Source organism: Actinocatenispora sera (genome assembly GCF_018324685.1).
Taxonomy (GTDB): Bacteria; Actinomycetota; Actinomycetes; order Mycobacteriales; family Micromonosporaceae; genus Actinocatenispora; species Actinocatenispora sera.
The window spans coordinates 2197870-2215846 of sequence record NZ_AP023354.1; the positions used below are offsets into that span (position 1 = coordinate 2197870).

The following is a 17977-nucleotide window of genomic DNA, read 5'->3' on the forward strand; positions in this document are numbered from 1 at the left end:
AGTTCGGCCGACTGAGAGGTCACTGAGCCGGCCAGCTGGCCGAGGTAAGCGCTTTCCCGAATTCTCCGCCGTACGATGGACGTGGTGGCTCTGCAGCGCGGGGAGGGGGCGGCCGTGGACCGGCAGGACATGCGGGTTTCCGATGCCGAGCGGCAGGAGGTTGCCGAGCGGCTGCGCACCGCGCTCGGCGAGGGCCGGCTGGAGCTCGACGAGTACGACCAGCGGGTGCAGTCGGCGTACCAGGCGAAGACCTATCGCGATCTGGTGCCGCTGACCGCGGACCTGCCCGACGTGCCGATGCCGATGCCGCCGGTGCAGGCGCGGGTGCGGGAGCAGCAACGGTCCGCCCATCCGAACCGGACGGTGGCGCTGCTGTCGGTGGTTTTCGTGTTCATCGGCCTGAGCGTGCTGCTCTCGGTGGCCAGCGGTGGGGTGTTGGTGCCGTTCTGGCCGCTGTTCATCTTCGGCTTCTGGGGCCTGGCCCGGTCCGGGCGGTACGGGCGGCATTGAGCGGTCGGCGTGGCGGCCCGCGGCGGGCTCGCCACGCGACCTCTGCCACCCCTGCTGGCAGGCGCCGGGGCGGCGGGCTAAGATATCCGGTGGCGCACAGCGCCCGTCCCTTTGTGTCCGGAATCCGAACGCCCTGTGATCTCGTCTCCTGCTGAGACGGATGGACAGCGTCCGGCCGGCCAGTCGGGGCGCGGCTGAGGGTGTTGTACGTCGACCATAGGATCCGACTCGTCACGGTTAGCGGAGGACATGCCGAAAAAGGACGGCGCCATCGAGATCGAGGGCCGTGTCGTCGAGCCCCTGCCGAACGCGATGTTCCGCGTGGAGCTCACCAACGGCCACCGAGTGTTGGCACACATCAGCGGCAAGATGCGGCAGCACTACATTCGCATCCTGCCGGAAGACCGAGTCGTCGTGGAGCTCTCTCCCTACGACCTGACTCGGGGTCGCATCGTCTACCGCTACAAGTAGCCCGCTCGTCGGGTCGCTTCGAGTGGCGAGGTTGCCGGGCCGTGGCCTGCATGCCTCGCCGTCTGCTCGCTGACGCGGATCCGCGTGTCCGTGATCGAACGCGTTCCCGCATACGCGGGGCGAGGATCGCAACAAGGAAGCCAACAACCGTGAAGGTAAAGCCGAGCGTCAAGAAGATCTGCAACAAGTGCCGGGTGATCCGTCGCCACGGCCGGGTCATGGTGATCTGCTCCGACCCGCGCCACAAGCAGCGTCAGGGCTGACCCAGCAGCACCCAGCGGATCGACAACGCTGACCACAGAAAGGCCCGTTCACAGTTCACCCCCGGCCCGGAGGCTGGGGCCCCGCTCATTGGGCGGGCGGGGACGGACGGGCGCAGACCTCCGGATGGACACGAGGAGCACGCCCAGCAATGGCACGTCTGGTTGGCGTCGACCTCCCCCGCGAAAAGCGGCTGGAGATCGCGCTCACGTACATCTACGGGGTGGGCCGGACCCGCGCGGCGGAGACGCTCGCGAAGACCGGTGTCAGCCCGGACAAGCGCGTCCGTGACCTCACCGACGAGGAGCTGGTTTCGCTCCGCGATTGGATCGAGGCCAACTACCAGGTAGAGGGCGACCTTCGCCGCGAGGTTGCTTCGGACATCAGGCGCAAGATCGAGATCGGTTGCTACCAGGGCATCCGGCACCGTCGCGGCCTGCCCGTCCGCGGGCAGCGGACCCGTACCAACGCGCGTGGACGCAAGGGTCCCAAGCGCACCGTCGCCGGCAAGAAGAAGCCCGGCAAGAAGTAGTAGCCACCTCGATTAGGAGAGACATACAGGTATGCCGCCCAAGGCGCGCGCCGGTGCCAAGAAGGTACGGCGCAAGGAGAAGAAGAACGTGGCCCACGGCCACGCCCACATCAAGAGCACGTTCAACAACACGATCGTGTCGATCACCGACCCCACCGGCGCGGTGATTTCGTGGGCGTCGTCCGGCCAGGTCGGTTTCAAGGGCTCCCGCAAGTCGACCCCGTTCGCGGCGCAGATGGCGGCCGAGGCCGCCGCCCGCCGTGCCATGGAGCACGGCATGCGCAAGGTCGACGTGTTCGTCAAGGGTCCCGGCTCCGGCCGGGAGACCGCGATCCGGTCGCTGCAGGGCGCCGGTCTCGAGGTCGGTTCGATCCAGGACGTCACGCCGCAGCCGCACAACGGATGCCGTCCGCCGAAGCGGCGTCGGGTCTGAGGGGGAGCAGAGAATCATGGCTCGTTACACAGGCGCGGACTGCCGCCGGTGCCGTCGCGAGAAGATGAAGCTGTACCTCAAGGGCAGCAAGTGCGAGGGCCCGAAGTGCCCGCTGGAGTCGCGTCCCTACCCGCCCGGTCAGCACGGCCGCGGTCGGCTCAAGGAGACCGAGTACCTGCTCCAGCTGCGTGAGAAGCAGAAGGCCAAGCGGGTCTACGGCGTGCTCGAGAAGCAGTTCGTCCGGTACTACGACGAGGCGAACCGGCAGAAGGGCAAGACCGGTGAGGCGCTGCTGCAGCTGCTGGAGATGCGGCTGGACAACGTGCTCTACCGGGCCGGCTACGCGAAGTCGCGCGACATGGCTCGCCAGCTGATCCGGCACGGTCACATCGTGGTGAACGGCCGCAAGGTCGACATCCCGTCGTACCAGGTCTCCGAGCACGACATCGTCGAGGTCCGGGAGAAGTCCCGCGAGCTGACGCCGTTCGTGGTCGCGCGGGCCGAGGCCGGCGAGAAGACCGTCCCGGCGTGGCTGGAGGCGATCCCCGGCCAGCTGAAGGTCCTGATCCACTCGACGCCGGCCCGGCAGGTCATCGACACGCCGGTGCAGGAGCAGCTCATCGTCGAGTACTACTCGAAGTAATACCCGCGGGATCGGGTCGCGGGCCGCTGCCCGCGGTTCGCGACCCGGCCGGGGCGCACATCCCGGAACCGCGGCGTGAAGTTTGCGGCGTCATATGGCGGGCGCCCGACTTAGAAGGAGATACACCGTGCTCATCACCCAGCGGCCGTCGCTGTCCGAGGAATCGATCGTCGAGAACCGTTCGCGGTTCACGATCGAGCCGTTGGAGCCCGGCTTCGGGTACACCCTCGGCAACTCGCTGCGGCGTACCCTGCTCAGCTCGATTCCCGGCGCGGCCGTCACCAGCATCAAGATCGACGGCGTGCTGCACGAGTTCACGACGATCCCCGGGGTCAAGGAGGACGTCGTCGACCTGGTGCTGAACATCAAGGAGCTGACCGTCAGCTCCGAGCACGACGAGCCGGTCACCATGTACCTGCGCAAGCAGGGCCCGGGCCCGGTCACCGCGGGCGACATCCAGCCGCCGGCCGGCGTCGAGGTGCACAACCCCGACCTGCACCTGGCCACCCTGAACGACAAGGGTCGGCTGGACATGGAGCTCGTCGTCGAGCGCGGCCGGGGGTACGTGACCGCGGCGCAGAACAAGCAGCAGGGCCAGGAGATCGGCCGGATCCCGGTCGACTCGATCTACTCGCCGGTGCTCAAGGTCAGCTACCGGGTCGAGGCCACTCGTGTCGAGCAGCGCACCGACTTCGACAAGCTGATCCTGGACGTCGAGACCAAGAACTCGATCTCGCCGCGCACCGCGCTGGCCTCCGCCGGTTCGACCCTGGTCGAGCTGTTCGGGCTGGCCCGGGAGCTGGACGAGGCGGCCGAGGGCATCGACATCGGCCCGTCGCCGCAGGATGCGCAGCTCGCTGCCGATCTGGCGCTGCCGATCGAGGAGCTGGACCTGACCGTCCGGTCGTACAACTGCCTCAAGCGCGAGGGCATCAACAGCGTCGGTGAGCTGCTGTCTCGCACCGAGGCCGACCTGCTGGACATCCGGAACTTCGGGCAGAAGTCCATCGACGAGGTCAAGATGAAGCTGGCCGGTATGGGGCTGGGCCTCAAGGACCAGGCTCCCGGGTTCGACCCCGCCAGCGTCGCGGAGAGCTTCGCCGAGCCGGACTACGACGGCAACGACTACCGCGAGACCGAGCAGCTCTGAGCTGCAGTTCCGAGCTGGAGTACTTCGCCGGCAAGGGGCACCCCCGAGCCGCACTGGAATAAGGAGCCTGAGAAATGCCCAAGCCGACCAGGGGTGCCCGCCTGGGTGGCAGCCCGGCCCACGAGCGGATGCTGCTGGCGAACCTGGCGACGTCGCTGTTCAAGCACGGCCGGATCACCACCACCGAGGCCAAGGCCAAGCGGGTCCGCCCGCTGGCTGAGCGGATGGTGACCTTCGCCAAGCGCGGCGATCTGCACGCGCGTCGCCGGGTTGCCACCGTCATCCGCGACAAGGACGTGGCGTACCAGCTGTTCGCCGAGATCGCGCCGCGGTTCACCGCCCGGCCGGGTGGCTACACCCGGATCGTGAAGGTGGGTCCGCGCAAGGGCGACAACGCGCCGATGGCCGTCATCGAGCTGGTCGAGGAGCTGGCCGAGCCGGCGACGCCGGCCCGCGCCTCCCGCCCGGCGAAGAAGCAGGACAACGCCGCCGCGCTGGCTCCGGAGGAGTCGACGCCGGCTCCGGCCGCGGAGGCCGACGAGCCGGCCGCGTCCGACGAGAGCAAGACCGAGGAGTAGGTCTCTCCTCGCAGTACGATGCCCGAGCCCGTCACCCCCGTGGTGGCGGGCTCGGTGCGTACCGGAAGCGAAGGTGGTGGCGGTGCGGCTGCGGCTGCGGGTGGCGTACGACGGGACCGGGTTCTCCGGCTGGGCGGTGCAGCCGGAGCGGCGCACTGTCGCGGGTGAGCTGGCCGCGGCGCTGGACCGCCTGTTCGACCCGGCGACCGGGCTGACCGTCGCCGGGCGGACCGACGCCGGCGTGCACGCCACCGGGCAGGTCTGTCACGTCGACGTACCGGACGAGCAGTGGCAGCGGGTGGCCACCGCTCGCGGCGCCGGCGAGCCGGACCCGGTGGTACTGGTACGGCGGCTTGCCGGAGTGCTGCCACCGGACGTGCGGGTGCCGAGCGTCGAGGTCGTCGACGACCGGTTCGACGCGCGGTTCTCCGCCTTCCGCCGGCACTACCGGTACCGGATCACCGACGACCCGGCCGGGCCGCCGCCGCTGCGCCGGTTCGACACGCTGGGCTGGCCGCGGCCGCTGTCGGCGGACGCGATGGCGGCCGCCGCGCCGGGCCTGCTCGGCGAGCACGACTTCGCCGCGTACTGCCGGCGCAAGCCGGACGCGACCACGATCCGCGAGCTGCAGCGGCTCGACGTGCGCCGGGACGGCGACGTCGTCACGGTCGCGGTGTCGGCGGACGCGTTCTGCCAGGCGATGGTGCGCAGCCTGGTCGGCGCGCTGCTGGCGGTCGGTGAGGGCCGGCGCCCGGTGGACTGGCCGGCCGGCCTGCTGACCCGTACCGAGCGCTCCAGCGAGGTCACCGTGGCGCCGGCGCACGGCCTGACCCTGGTCGGCGTCGACTACCCGACCGATCCGGCCGCCTGGGCCAGCCGGGACGCCGCCACCCGCCGTCGCCGCGACACCTAGCGCCGCGCGTGACTGCTGGACGGGCTCGCGGTTCAGGGCCGGGGCAGGGTGTAGAGCACGAAGTGCTCGCCATGGTGCCTGATCGGGCGCGGATCGCGCATGCCGAGCCGCTCCATCACCGCGCGGGACCGCAGGTTGTCCGGCTCGGTGAACGCGACGATCTCGTCGGCGCCCAGCTCGCCGAAGCCGACCTCCAGCCCGGCGCGGCCGATCTCGGTGGCGTAGCCGCGCCCCCAGTACCGGGCCCGGACGATCCAGCCGATCTCGAGCCGGCGGGCACCGTCGACGTGCTGGTAGGACAGCCCGCCGCGGCCGACCAGCTCGCCGCTGACCCGGTCGTACGCGATCCACTTGTGCACGCCGTCGCGCGCCCAGCCGGCGGCCATCTCGTCCGCGACGGCCTGTGCCTGGGGCAGCCGCAGCCGGCCGAGCCACCAGATGGCGACCGGCTCGTCGGCGTGCAGCCGCCACAGCTCGACCGCGTGCGCCGGTTCGATCGGCTCCAGCCGCAACCGCGGCGTGTCGTAGCGTCCCACCATCCGCCGACCGTAGCGCGCCGGGTACCGCCCGGAAACACGATATCCGACTGTCCACTGTGGATGGACTTGACGGCGGCCGGGCTGGCACAAAGAGAGGACCCGGCGGAGTAGCCATCCGCCGGGTCCAATGGGATTGCAACTGCTCTACCTGATTGAGCTACCGGCGCAACCGCCGAGGAGGACTCGAACCTCCAACCTGCTGCTCAAAACCCTCGCCGACTTTGCCGCGTCGACACGTTTAAGAGCCGGATCATCTTCACGACCCACGACTCTGCCATTGAGTCTACCGCCCGATGGGAAACCGTTGCGGTGCAACGGTTTCGTTGGCCGGGCGGGCCGGATTCGAACCGGCAACCTGGGTCTACGTCCTGACTCCCTCGATTCGACACTCGACGAAATGCTGAAACTGGAGCGATAGCGTGAACGTGAGTCGGTCTCCGGGACTGCCTCTGCCAGTTGGGCTACCCCGTCACGAGTGACGGGAGGAGGGCTCGAACCTCCACTGTGGACCCGGAGCCTGGAACGCGCAGGATCCCTGCCTGCGCGACCCTGGTTCAGGCTGAACATCAGTCTCAGTCTGCGCTCCTGTGGCGCGCGGCCAGCATAACCGGCGCCAGCAAGACGTTCGAGTGCATTCGTCGCGCGCGGGCGCGGGGCGCGCGGGCGTCAGCCGAACAGGTAGCCCAGCACGCGCTCGCCGACCTTGCGGTCCTCGACCTCGGTGCCGTTCGCGTCCTCGCGGGCGAACTTGACCGCCGCCTGCAGCTTCTCCACCCGGTCGATCAGCTCGTTGACCCGGCTGGCCGGCAGCGCACCGGAGAACTTCACGGTGCGCCAGTAGCCCACCGTCACGTCCTCGTGGTACACCTCGACCTGCGCCGGGTGCTTCTCGGTCGCCTCCGCCTTGACGTGGTTGCGCGGCACCTTCCGGGTCCGCAGCGTCTGCACCGGCTCGGTGGCGAAGCAGTCTGCGGACGAGTCGTAGTTCCACGACTCGGCCGCATCCAGCACCGGCAGCTTGCGCACGAACGTGTGCAGGTCGACCAGCTGCTTCTCCAGGAACAGCAGGTAGGTCACCGGCACCTCGGCGAGGATCGTCCGGCCGTCGACGACCACGTCGGCGCGGGCGACGCAGTTCGCCCAGTCCTTCGTCGCCGTCACGTCGAACAGCTTGGTGAGGATCCGGGTCGTCTCCCGGATCACCTCCTCGGCCTTCACCTGAACCCGGGTCGACTCCGGCGGCAGCCGCTCGCCCTCCTCGTCCTTCGGCTGGTACGTCCGGGAGATGCCGGACAGCGCCGCCTGCTTCTGCAGGGTGTGGTGGCTCGCGGTGAGCTCGGCGAACGAGCGGCTCTTGACGCCCTTCTCCACGGCGATGATCTGGTTCAGCTTGGCCATCGTGTCTGCTTTCGTCGTTGTATTCCGGCCGGTCCTCGGCGGCGACGGGATGGGTCGTTCGGCGTCGGAGGCTACCTTTCGCCGGCAACCGTCCAGCACCCGATTTCGCCCCGCGGAGTCGTCGCGCGGGCGCTACGCCACCCGCCCGGCGCCGGGCGGGCCCTCGGGAGGACCGAAACGTCGGAGGGGCGACGTAGCCTCGATCGCATGACCGGGAGAGGTCGAAGCGCGGCCACCACCGGCGCCTGGTCCGCGCCCGCCGCGGCGAGCGCCGCCGAGTGGATCGCGCCGGCCGGCGACACCTGGTACCGCCCGGCGCCGCCGCCCGTCGACCTCGCCGGGGGCCTGGCAGTCGGCTGGGCCGCACGGATGGCCGGGCGATACCGGCTGGTTCCGGACGGCTCGGTGGAGCTGCTGTGGCTCGACACCGGCGCGGTCTGGCTCTGCGGCCCGGAAACCACCGCCTGGCAGACCGACCTGCCGCGGCCGGTCGAGGCGGTCGGCATCCGGTTTCGCCCCGGGCAGGCGGCCGCGGCGCTGCGGCTGGACGTCGCCGAACTGCGCGACCGGCGGGTGCCGGTGGACGACGTGTTCGGCGCCCGGTTCGCGCGCCGGCTGGCCGACCAGCTCGACACGGCGCGGGACCCGTCGGCCCGGCTCGACCTGCTGCACGGTACGGCCCGGGGTTGGCTGGCCGAGGCGGCCGAGCCGGATCCGGTCGCCGCCACCGTCGCCGGGCTGCTCGGTGCCGACCCGGCCACCTCGGTGACCGAGCTGGCCGACGAGGCCGGCCGCAGCGGCCGGCAGCTGCACCGGCGATGCCAGGCCGCCTTCGGGTACGGGCCGGCCACCCTGCGGCGGATCCTCCGGCTGCAACGGTTCCTGGCGCTGGCCCGACGCACCGACGCCGGGCTCGCCACGCTGGCCGTCCTCGCCGGGTACACCGACCAGCCGCACCTGTCCCGGGACTGCCGGCAGATCGCCGGCGTCAGCCCCGCGGTACTCGTGGGCGCCCGCCCGGCACCGCTCGCGCCGGCCGGCCGATGACCGATTCGTACACGACGAGGCGGGCGCGGCGGCGCAGGATGAGGGCATGAGTGAGATCGCGCAACGGCACCACAAACTCGCCGCCGAGTTCGATCGACGGGTCGTCGCGGTACCGGACACCGCATGGGACAACGCGTCGCCGTGCACCGGCTGGACGGCGCGCGACGTGCTCCGGCACGTACTGGAAACCTCGTACCGGGACATGCCCGCGCACGTCGGGCTGACCGTGACGATCGGCTCGGTGGACGACGACCCGGTCGGCTCCTGGCGCGGTGCCCGGGACCAGATGCAGGAGATCCTGGCCGATCCGGCGCGCGCCGGGCTGGAGTACGACGGCATGTTCGGGCGCACCTCGTTGCAGCAGACCGTCGCCGGCTTCTGCCTGTTCGACCTGCTGATTCACGGTTGGGACATCGCCCGCGCGACAGGCGGCGACGAGACATTGCCGGCCGACGAGGTGCACTCCACGTACGAGCAGGCGGTCGGGATGGGCGAGATGCTGCGTACCGACGGGGTGTGCGGGCCGGCCGTGCCGGTTCCGTCGGACGCGCCGGAACAGGACCGGTTGCTCGGCCTGCTCGGCCGCGACCCGCGGCACTGACCTGGTCGCCGAATCGGACGCTGAGCGGCGCCGGACCATCGGCGCCGACGCTCGGCGCGCCGGTGCTGCCGCCGCCCGCGTCGCCCGGCGCCGCGGTGGCTCTACCGCCGGCGGTCGCATCGGCGGGCGGTGCGCGGCAGGTGCGTGTCAGTTCGCGCTGTGGCGGGCGCGCGGCCAGCTGTGCGGCTGGCCGTCGGTATGCGGCGGCGTGTGGCCGGCGGTCGCGCCGGGTGGCGGTGCCCCGGGAGTGCTGTCGGCGGTTGCGTGGGCGGCGGTGTGGCGGGTGCGCGGCCAGCGGTGTTGCCGGCCGTCGGTATGTGGCCGGCGGTCGGGTCGGGTGGCGGTGCCCCGGGAGTGCTGTCGGCGGCCCGGTCCGGCGGCGGTGCCCCGGGAGCACTGTCGGCGGTCGCGTCGGGCGGCGGTGCGGTGGGGGTGCTGCCGGCGGTCGGGTCAGTTGGCGGTACGGCGGGCGTCGATCACGCCGGTCAGGTAGCTCTGCACCAGGTCGGTCACGATCTGCTGGGTGGTCGCGTCGGCGCTCGGCGCCTTCCCGTCGGTGCGGCCGACGACGACGTAGAGCAGGTAGTGCCCGTACGGCTGGAGGGTGAAGGCGGTCGGCGACTTCGCCAGCTTGCTCGCCCCCGGCGCGGACAGCGCGGTCAGCGCGCCGTCGCCCGCCTTGCCGAGATTCTTGATCTTGTCGGTGGCCGCCTGGGCGCCGCCCGAGTCGGCCAGGTTGGCGATCCCGATGGTGGCCACGTACCCCTTGGCCGGCGCGGCCACCGTCGCCCGGACCACCTGGTCGCATTTGTACTGCGCGAGCACGCCGCCGACCTGGCCGCGGGCCGCCTTGGCGCAGTCGGTCAGCGGCTTGTCCCGGGCGAGTACGTGATAGACGGCGTCCCGGCCCGGATCGGGGTGCAGGTCGTCGTCGCCGAAGACCTCCTTGACGGTCAGCGGTGCGGGATCGGTGGCCCGCGCGCTGACGTCGATCGGTGACTTCTCCGGCGTGGGGCTGCCGGTCGGCGACTGCGCCCGGGCGGACGGGCTGGTCGACGGCTTGTCGGTCGAGCTGCGCCGGACCAGCGCGTACGACCCGGCGAGCAGGCCCGCCAGCACGACCACGGCGACGATGCCGGCCAGTACCTTCGGCCACAGCCGCGGTCCGCGCTCCGGCGGTGGCGAGACGGTGACCGGCGGCGACACGTCCGCCGGCGTTCCGCCGCCTTGCTGGTACCGGTCGTCGTTCGGTGTGCCGGGCTGCCACCCGCCCGACGGTGGGAACGGCTCGGGCGCGTCCCAGCCCGGCGGGGCGAACCCGGCCTCGTCGGGCCGCGGCGTCGTGGACCCGCCGCCGAGCGGTGCGGTGCCGCCCGCGGGCCAGCCGCCGCCCGGACCGCCCGGACCGCCCGGACCGCCGGGCAAGCCCGCCGGCCCGAAGCCGGGGCCGCCCTGGAAGCCGCCGCCTGGGCCGCTCGGGGCGTCCTGGAATCCGGCCGGCCCGAAGCCGGGGCCGCCCTGGAATCCGCCGCCTGGGCCCCTCGGGGCGCCCTGGACTTCGCCTGGGCCGCTCGGGATGTCCTGGAAGCCGGACGGGGGGATGCCGTGGCCGGCTGGGGCACCGAGGCCGGTGCCGCCCGCAGGGCTGTCGCTACCCGGGCTGCCCGCGGCGGCCTGAAAACCGGAGGGCCCAAAGCCTGGGCCGCCCGCGGTGCCCTGGAATCCGGCGAGCCCGCCGCCTGGGCCGCCCGGGGCATCCTGGAAGCCACCCGGGCTGCCCGCGGTTCCGAGTCCGCCGCCTGGGCCGCCCTGGGCGTCCTGGTAGCCACCCGGGCTGGCCGGGGTGGCGGGGAGGCCGGCGGGGCCGTCACCTGGGCCACTTGCGGCGCCGGGGAAGCCAGCGAAGCCGCCCGGCCCGGCCGAACCCGGGCGGGCGGCGGGGCCGAAGCCGGGGCCGGCTGCGGTGCCGAAGCTGGGGGCGGTGCCGGCTGCGGTGCCGAAGCTGGGACCGGCGCCGAAGCTCGGTGGCGGGGTGAACGGTGGCGCGGCCGGCGGTGGTACCGACGACTGCGTGGTGGGTTGCTCGTCGGACGGTCCCGGCCTGCCGGCACCGTTCGGGGCGTCGGGGAAGCGCTCGGGGCCACCCGGATACCGTGGGTCCCGGTGCGTCATGCGCGCCAGCGTACCCAACCTTTTCGAGGGGACCAGCCGTGTCGAACGACCACTACTTCTCCGCGGATCCGGCCGCGCCGGCGACCCGGGTGCAGGTGTCGTTCACCGCGGCCGGTCGGGAACTGGAACTGACCGCCTCCGCCGGCGTGTTCTCCGCGTCCCGGCTGGATCCGGGCACCGCGGTACTGCTGCGCAAGGCGCCGTTGCCGCGCCGCGCCGGCACCCTGCTCGACCTCGGCTGCGGGTACGGGCCGATCGCGGCGACGCTCGCGGTCAGCGCGCCGGACGCCACCGTGTACGCGGTGGACGTGAACGGCCGCGCGCTGGATCTGGTGCGCGAGAACGCGGCGCGGATCGGGGCCGCCGACCGGGTCGTACCGGCGACGCCCGACCAGGTGCCGGCGGACGTCCGGTTCGACGAGATCTGGTCGAACCCGCCGATCCGGATCGGCAAGCCGGCGCTGCACGAGCTGCTGGAGACCTGGTTGCCGCGGCTCGCGCCCGGCGGGGTGGCCTGGCTGGTGGTGTCGCGCAACCTCGGCGCGGACTCGCTGGCCGGCTGGCTGACCGAGCGCGGCTACGCCGTCGACCGGCACGCCAGCCAGAAGGGGTACCGGGTGCTCAGCGTCAGCCACCGTGCCGACGCGCCGGAGAGTTGATCAAGCGCTGGCGAAGTTGATCAAGCGCTGGCGAAGTTGATCAAGGGATCGGGACACTCGGTGCTGGGCCATCGTGTACGAATCCCTTGATCAACGACCGCCTCCCTTGATCGACGACCGCCTCCCTTGGTCGACGACCGCCTCCCTTGGTCGACGACCGCATCCCTTGATCAACGACGCCATCGCTTGGTCGATGGCCGCGTCTCTTGATCGACTCGGGCGACGGTGCGAATTGGGTTCGCGTTCCGGGCGGTGGGGCGGCAGACTCCGGTAGCCGTGGGGTATGTGGACGTGGCCGGGGTGGCGCAGGTGTTGCCGGATGGCCGGGAACTGTTCTCGGACGTGTCGTTCCGGGTCGGTGAGGGCGCCAAGGTCGCCCTGATCGGCGCGAACGGCGCCGGCAAGACGACGCTGGTCTCGATGGTCGCCGGTGACACGCCGGTGCGGACCGGCGCGATCGCCAGGTCCGGCGGCCTGGGCGTGATGCGCCAGTTCATCGGGATGAACCGGGCGATCCCCGGCATCGATGCGCCGCACGGCGGCTGGACGCTCGGCGACCTGGCGCTGTCGCTCGCGCCGCCCACGGTGCGCGATGCCGGCCGTACCCTCGCGGCGGCGGAGCGGCGGATGCGCGCCGAGGAGACCCGCGGCAAGTTCTCCAATGTGGCCCGGCGGGCCCAGCTGCAGTACGCCGAGGCGCTGGGGGCGTGGGGCGACGCCGGCGGGTACGAGGCGGAGGTGGCGTTCGACGTCGCCGCGATCGAGGTGCTCGACGCCGAGTGGCCGGACGTCAGGGATCGCCGGCTCGACACCCTGTCCGGTGGTGAGCAGAAGCGGTTCGCGCTGGAGCTGCTGCTCGCCGGCCCGGACGAGGTGCTGCTGCTGGACGAGCCGGACAACTTCCTCGACGTACCGGCGAAGCGGCGGCTGGAGCGAGCGCTCACCGCCTCGGACAAGAGCATCCTGTACGTCAGCCACGACCGGGAGCTGCTCGCGAACACCGCCGACCGGGTGGTGACGCTGGAGTCCGGTAGCTGCTGGACGCATGGCGGCGGCTTCGCCACCTGGCACCAGGCCCGCGAGGACCGGTACGAGCGGCTCGACGAGCTGCGTCGCCGGTGGGACGAGGAGCACGCCAAGATCAAGCAGCTGGTGCTGATGTACCGGGAGAAGGCGAAGTACAACGCGGACATGGCGAGCCGGCTGCAGGCGGCGAAGACCCGGCTGGCGAGGTTCGAGGAGGCCGGTCCGCCGCCCGAGCGCCCGCGCGACCAGGACATCCGGATCGACCTGCGCGGCGGCCGGACCGGCAAGCGCGCGGTCATCTGCGAGCAGCTGTCGCTCACCGGCCTGACCGACCCGTTCGACCTGGAGATCTGGTACGGCGACCGGGTCGCGGTGCTGGGCGCCAACGGCACCGGCAAGTCGCACCTGCTGCGGCTGCTGGCGCTCGGCGGTACCGACCCCGAGCCGGGCACCGTGCTGCCCGGTACGCACCTGAAACCGGTGGCGCACACCGGCGTGGTGCGGCTCGGTGCGCGGGTGCGGCCCGGCCACTTCTCGCAGACCCACGACCGGCCGGAACTGTCCGGACGGGTACCGGGGTCCGAAGGGGACGGTTCGGGGAGCCGGCGGTCGCTGCGGGACATCCTGTGGCACGGGGACGGCGACCGGCCCGGCATGGACCGGTCGGCGGCGATGAAGGCGCTCAGCCGGTACGAGCTGGCGTTGCAGTCCGAGCAGGACTTCGACACCCTCTCCGGCGGCCAGCAGGCCCGGTTCCTGATCCTGCTGCTGGAACTGTCCGGGGCGACGTTGCTGCTGCTCGACGAGCCGACCGACAACCTCGACCTGGTCAGCGCCGAGGCGCTGGAGGCCGGGCTCGCGTCGTTCGCCGGTACGGTCGTCGCGGTCACCCACGACCGCTGGTTCACCCGCGGCTTCGACCGGTTCGTCACGATCGCCAACGACGGCACCGTCACCGAGACCCCCGAGCCGGTCTGGGACGTCCGCTGACGGGGCGGTGCGGGCGGTGGGAGACCATGGGTTGGTGTCCATTCCCCGGCAGGCGCACGACGCGCCGGACCCCCAGCAGAAGCTCGACCCGGACGAGGTCTCCCAGGCACTGCCGATCCGGCTGACCGCCGACGACTCGGACGAGCCGTTCGACGTAATCGACGCGCTGACGCTGACCCGGTTCACCAACGGCGAGCAGCCGTTCGCCCGCACCGTACGGCTCGACCGGGTCAAGCCGGAGGCCACCCTGGTCCCGCCGGACGGCCGGCTGCTGCGCGGCGTCCGCGAGGACACCCGCCGCTCCCAGCTGGTCGCCGGTGACGGCTGGACGCTGCGCGCGATCCGCTGGCACAGCGGCGGCGGCGAGGTGACCGTCACCGCGGAGTCCGAGGAGCTCGCCGACCAGGTACTGGAGCGGGCCGTCGCCGGCGCCGCGGCGGAGGAGAAGGTGCCAAGCGACACCGTCGAGATGGGCTTCTGGTACCACTCGAGCCGGCGCGGCGCGTACCGCACGACCAGGCCGATCGCCGCCGCGAACTGGGCCGACATCCGGCGCAACTACGCGCGCGGGGTGTCCGGGGCGCTCGACTCGCTGATGACGCTGACCGCGGAGACGGTCACCGGCCGGCTGCTGCTGTTGCACGGCCCGCCGGGTACCGGCAAGACCACGGCGCTGCGGTCGCTGGCCCGGGCCTGGCGCGACTGGTGCCAGGTCGACTGCGTGCTCGACCCGGACAAGCTGTTCGGCGAGCCGAGCTACCTGATGGACCTGGTCATCGGCGACGACAGCGACGACGGCCGGTGGCGGCTGCTGCTGCTGGAGGACTGCGACGAGCTGGTCCGCGGCGAGGCGAAGTACGCCACCGGGCAGGCGCTGTCCCGGCTGCTGAACCTCACCGACGGGCTGCTCGGCCAGGGCCGCAACGTGATGGTCGGGATCACCACCAACGAGGACCTGCAGCAGCTGCACCCCGCGGTGGTACGGGCCGGCCGGTGCCTGGCGCAGGTGGAGGTGGGGCCGTTCGGCGCCGACGAGGCGCAGGAGTGGCTGGGTGGCGAGGCGACCGCGCCGGCCGACGGCGCGACGCTGGCCGACCTGTTCGCGCTGCGGTCCGGCCGGCGCCCGGTCGAGCTGCGCCGCGAGCCCGAGCCGGCCGGCGGCTTCTACCTGTAACGCCCACGCTGCGGCGACCGCCCGGTTCGGGGTTACCTAGTTGATCTGTTTTGGCTGGTCAGGCGTGGGTTTTCTCACTGTCCACGGGGTGCCGTGACGGGACACCATCGAAGAGTGAGCGCCCCCCGTGAGCTGACCGTGCCCGAGCTGACCGTGCCGGCCGCCGTGCACGACCCGGTCCGCACCCTGCCCATCGTCGTGCACATGGACGACGCCGATACCACGTACGACGTGGTCGACGCGCTGTCGCTGTCCCCGTTCGCCGACGGCGCCCAGCCGTGGGCCCGCACCACCCGGCTCGACCACGTACGGCCGGAGGCGACGCTGCTGCCGGCCGGTGCCGTACCGGTACGGCAGGCGTCCGGTGACCGCCGGGAGGCGCTGCTCGCCACCGGCGACGGCTGGACGCTGCGCGCGGTGCGCTGGCGCGGCGGTGGCGGCGAGGTGACCGTCACCGCGGTCAGCGACGAGCTGGCCCAGCGGATCCTCGCCGAGGCGGTCGCGGACGCCACGACCCCGCTGCTGGAGTCCGCCGACAGCGAGGTCGAGCTCGGCTTCTGGTACCACTCGGCAAGGCGCGGCGGCTACCGCACGGTGCGCGCGGTCGACGCGCCGGAGTGGGCGGACATCCGCGGCAACTACGCCGCCAGCGTCGGCACCGACCTGGACAAGGTGATGGCGTTCCGGCCGCGCCCGACCGCCGGCCGGCTCCTGCTGCTGCACGGCGAGCCCGGTACCGGCAAGACCACCGCGCTGCGGTCGCTGGCCCGGGCCTGGCACGACTGGTGCCAGGTCGACTGCGTGCTCGACCCGGAGCACCTGTTCGCCGACCCCGGCTACCTGATGGACGTGGTACTCGGCGACGACGAGGACGAGGACGACGGCCGCTGGCGGCTGCTGCTGCTGGAGGACTGCGACGAGTTGATCCGCGGCGACGCCAAGCGCACCAGCGGCCAGGCGCTGGCCCGGCTGCTCAACCTCACCGACGGGCTGCTCGGCCAGTCCCGCCGGGTGCTCGTGGCGATCACCACGAACGAGGACCTGACACGGCTGCACCCGGCGGTCACCCGGCCCGGCCGGTGCCTGGCGCACCTGGAGATCGGCGCGCTGCCGCACGAGGAGGCGGCCCGGTGGCTCGGCGATCCCGGCCCGCTCGCCGGCGACGGCGCCACCCTGGCGGAGCTGTTCGCGCTGCGCGACGGCGGCGGCGCGGTCAACGCGGCCCGTACCGTCCGCCCCGCCGGCGGTTTCTACCTCTGATCCCGCGGCCCGGGCCGCGCACCACTGATCCCGCGGCCCCGGGCCGCACCACGGATCGCGGCCCCGGGCCGCACCGCGCCGGTCTGGTGACCGGGCCCGACCCGCCGTTGTGGTGAGAGCTGCGGCACGCCCCGGGCCCGGGGTGGGTCCGGGGCGTGCTCACCGGGCGACGCGGTGCTCCCGCGCGCCCGGCCGGATCAGCTACCGACCTTCGCGGCGACCGCCGAGGTGTCCGTGGTACCGAACCGGATGCCGCGGCGTTCCTTGCCGATCGCGCTGAGCACGATCACCGCGATCAGTACCGGCACGATCGTGGCGGTCAGCGCGAACGGGTACCCGTGCCGTTCGGCGAGCGCGGCCTGGATCGGCAGGTTCAGCGCCGCCAGCAGGTTGCCCAGCTGGTAGGTCACACCCGGGTAGAAGCCGCGGATCTCGTCCGGCGACAGTTCGGTCAGGTGCGCCGGGATGACGCCCCAGGCACCCTGCACCATGATCTGCATCAGGAACGAGCCGAGGCACAGCATCCCCGCGGTGGTGGAGAACGCGAACAGCGGCACGATCGGCAGCGCCAGCACCGCGCAGAAGATGATCAGCAGCCGCCGGCCGAACCGCTGCGACAACGTGCCGGCGACGGTACCGCCGACGATCGCGCCGATGTTGTAGAGCACCACGATCCAGGTGGCGGTGGTCGGGTCCAGCCCGATGCCGCCGTGCGCGGTCTCCTTCAGGAACGTCGGGTACACGTCCTGGGTACCGTGGCTCATCCAGTTGAACGCGGTCATCAGCAGCACCAGGTAGATGAACCGGCGCAGTGTCTTGGCGTTGAACAGCACCTGCGCGATCGAGGTGCGGGTCATCTTGCGCCGCTCCGCGGCCTTCTCCCACACCTCCGACTCGCGGACCCCGAGCCGGACCAGCAGCGCGATCAGCGCCGGGATGATCGACAGGGCGAACATCCACCGCCAGTTCAGCCCGAGCGTGGAGTGCACCAGCAGGAACGCCAGCGAGGCCAGCAGGTAGCCGAACGAGTACCCCTCCTGCAGGACGCCGGAGAAGAAGCCGCGCCGGCTGGCGGGGATCTTCTCCATCGCGAGCGCCGCGCCGAGGCCCCACTCGCCGCCCATCCCGATCCCGTACAGCAGGCGCAGGACCATCAGGGTGGCGAAGTTCGGCGCGAAGGCGCAGAGGAACCCGACCACGGAGTAGAAGCAGACGCAGGCGATCAGCGGCACCCGCCGGCCGGCCCGGTCGGCCCACAGGCCGAACAGGGCGGCCCCGACGGGCCGCATGACCAGCGTCAACGTGGTGATGATCGCGGTCTCGGCGAGCGAGACGTTGAACGTGTCGGCGATGTCCTTGATGACGAGGACGACGATGAAGTAGTCGAACGCGTCCATCGTCCAGCCGAGTAGTGCGGCGAGGAACGAACTGCGTTGGTCCCGGGTGAGTCGCTGCCGCCCGGACGGCGCTATGTCACTCATAGCCGCATCCTGCTCTTGTGGCCGGTGTTTCGCACTATGTCGAACCAGTCGTATTTTGCTGGCTATGGCCGGGCCCATCGGGGCCCGAACCGCGCTAGGCTGGTGCTTGACCGGGGCCACTTTGACCCTGCCGGATCGC

At 72.0% G+C, this 17977-nt stretch carries 19 protein-coding genes; 15 read left to right on the plus strand and 4 right to left on the minus strand.

Features of this window, described 5'->3' with window-relative positions; translation table 11 throughout:
• Positions 1–84: 84 nt before the first annotated feature.
• The 9 genes from Asera_RS10615 to truA all read left to right on the plus strand — a co-directional run bounded on the left by Asera_RS10615 (position 85) and on the right by truA (position 5491).
• On the plus strand, positions 85–510 hold the full coding sequence (locus Asera_RS10615; protein WP_244843820.1) for a DUF1707 SHOCT-like domain-containing protein: 426 nt from the start codon (positions 85–87) through the stop codon (positions 508–510).
• A 249-nt stretch (positions 511–759) separates the two neighbouring features.
• Positions 760–981 carry a translation initiation factor IF-1 gene (infA, locus tag Asera_RS10620; protein ID WP_030446784.1) on the plus strand — a complete coding sequence of 74 codons (222 nt, stop codon included), beginning with the start codon at positions 760–762 and terminating at the stop codon, positions 979–981.
• A 149-nt stretch (positions 982–1130) separates the two neighbouring features.
• On the plus strand, positions 1131–1244 hold the full coding sequence (gene rpmJ, locus Asera_RS10625; protein ID WP_021596712.1) for a 50S ribosomal protein L36: 114 nt from the start codon (positions 1131–1133) through the stop codon (positions 1242–1244).
• 149 nt (positions 1245–1393) lie between these two features.
• Positions 1394–1774, plus strand: a complete 381-nt coding sequence (gene rpsM, locus Asera_RS10630; RefSeq protein WP_030446785.1) for a 30S ribosomal protein S13 — start codon at positions 1394–1396, stop codon at positions 1772–1774.
• A 31-nt stretch (positions 1775–1805) separates the two neighbouring features.
• Complete coding sequence (gene rpsK, locus Asera_RS10635; protein WP_030446786.1) at positions 1806–2207, plus strand: 30S ribosomal protein S11; 402 nt, start codon at positions 1806–1808, stop codon at positions 2205–2207.
• A gap of 16 nt (positions 2208–2223) precedes the next feature.
• Complete coding sequence (gene rpsD / locus Asera_RS10640) at positions 2224–2850, plus strand: 30S ribosomal protein S4 (RefSeq protein ID WP_030446787.1); 627 nt, start codon at positions 2224–2226, stop codon at positions 2848–2850.
• 127 nt (positions 2851–2977) lie between these two features.
• Positions 2978–4000, plus strand: a complete 1023-nt coding sequence (locus Asera_RS10645) for a DNA-directed RNA polymerase subunit alpha (protein WP_030446788.1) — start codon at positions 2978–2980, stop codon at positions 3998–4000.
• 74 nt (positions 4001–4074) lie between these two features.
• Positions 4075–4578, plus strand: coding sequence for a 50S ribosomal protein L17 (gene rplQ, locus Asera_RS10650; protein ID WP_030446789.1), 504 nt, complete (start codon positions 4075–4077; stop codon positions 4576–4578).
• Positions 4579–4651: 73 nt separating this feature from the next.
• Positions 4652–5491 carry a tRNA pseudouridine(38-40) synthase TruA gene (truA, locus tag Asera_RS10655; protein WP_030446790.1) on the plus strand — a complete coding sequence of 280 codons (840 nt, stop codon included), beginning with the start codon at positions 4652–4654 and terminating at the stop codon, positions 5489–5491.
• 32 nt (positions 5492–5523) lie between these two features.
• Here truA and Asera_RS10660 read toward each other — a convergent pair whose 3' ends face one another.
• Positions 5524–6030 carry a GNAT family N-acetyltransferase gene (locus Asera_RS10660; protein ID WP_035296859.1) on the minus strand — a complete coding sequence of 169 codons (507 nt, stop codon included), beginning with the start codon at positions 6028–6030 and terminating at the stop codon, positions 5524–5526.
• A gap of 666 nt (positions 6031–6696) precedes the next feature.
• The gene (locus Asera_RS10665; protein WP_030446792.1) at positions 6697–7428 is read right to left on the minus strand and encodes a DUF7873 family protein; all 732 of its coding nucleotides are present in this window, start codon (positions 7426–7428) and stop codon (positions 6697–6699) included.
• Between the two features lie 207 nt (positions 7429–7635).
• On the opposite strand from Asera_RS10665, the gene Asera_RS10670 reads away from it, so the two are divergent.
• Together Asera_RS10670 and Asera_RS10675 are read left to right on the plus strand one after the other, a co-directional pair.
• Positions 7636–8475 carry a helix-turn-helix transcriptional regulator gene (locus Asera_RS10670; protein ID WP_084131684.1) on the plus strand — a complete coding sequence of 280 codons (840 nt, stop codon included), beginning with the start codon at positions 7636–7638 and terminating at the stop codon, positions 8473–8475.
• A 46-nt stretch (positions 8476–8521) separates the two neighbouring features.
• Positions 8522–9076 (plus strand): TIGR03086 family metal-binding protein, encoded by a 555-nt coding sequence (locus tag Asera_RS10675; RefSeq protein ID WP_030446794.1) that lies wholly within the window; start codon positions 8522–8524, stop codon positions 9074–9076.
• A 450-nt stretch (positions 9077–9526) separates the two neighbouring features.
• Here Asera_RS10675 and Asera_RS10680 read toward each other — a convergent pair whose 3' ends face one another.
• A complete protein-coding gene (locus Asera_RS10680) occupies positions 9527–10501 on the minus strand; it encodes a hypothetical protein (protein ID WP_030446795.1) in 975 nt (324 codons plus the stop codon).
• A gap of 785 nt (positions 10502–11286) precedes the next feature.
• Between Asera_RS10680 and Asera_RS10685 the strand changes: the two genes are divergently transcribed.
• The 4 genes from Asera_RS10685 (at position 11287) to Asera_RS10700 (ending at position 16357) form a co-directional block, all read left to right on the plus strand.
• Entirely contained in the window at positions 11287–11907 is a 621-nt protein-coding gene (locus tag Asera_RS10685; RefSeq protein ID WP_030446796.1) for a class I SAM-dependent methyltransferase, read from the plus strand.
• Positions 11908–12183: 276 nt separating this feature from the next.
• Positions 12184–13923 carry an ATP-binding cassette domain-containing protein gene (locus Asera_RS10690; RefSeq protein WP_030446797.1) on the plus strand — a complete coding sequence of 580 codons (1740 nt, stop codon included), beginning with the start codon at positions 12184–12186 and terminating at the stop codon, positions 13921–13923.
• A 34-nt stretch (positions 13924–13957) separates the two neighbouring features.
• Positions 13958–15097: a DUF5925 domain-containing protein gene (locus tag Asera_RS10695; RefSeq protein ID WP_244843821.1), complete on the plus strand. Its 1140-nt coding sequence runs from the start codon at positions 13958–13960 to the stop codon at positions 15095–15097.
• Between the two features lie 114 nt (positions 15098–15211).
• Positions 15212–16357, plus strand: coding sequence for a DUF5925 domain-containing protein (locus Asera_RS10700; RefSeq protein WP_244843823.1), 1146 nt, complete (start codon positions 15212–15214; stop codon positions 16355–16357).
• Between the two features lie 197 nt (positions 16358–16554).
• On the opposite strand, the gene Asera_RS10705 is transcribed toward Asera_RS10700, so the two are convergent.
• Positions 16555–17838: an MFS transporter gene (locus Asera_RS10705; RefSeq protein ID WP_030446800.1), complete on the minus strand. Its 1284-nt coding sequence runs from the start codon at positions 17836–17838 to the stop codon at positions 16555–16557.
• Between the last annotated feature and the right edge of the window lie 139 nt (positions 17839–17977).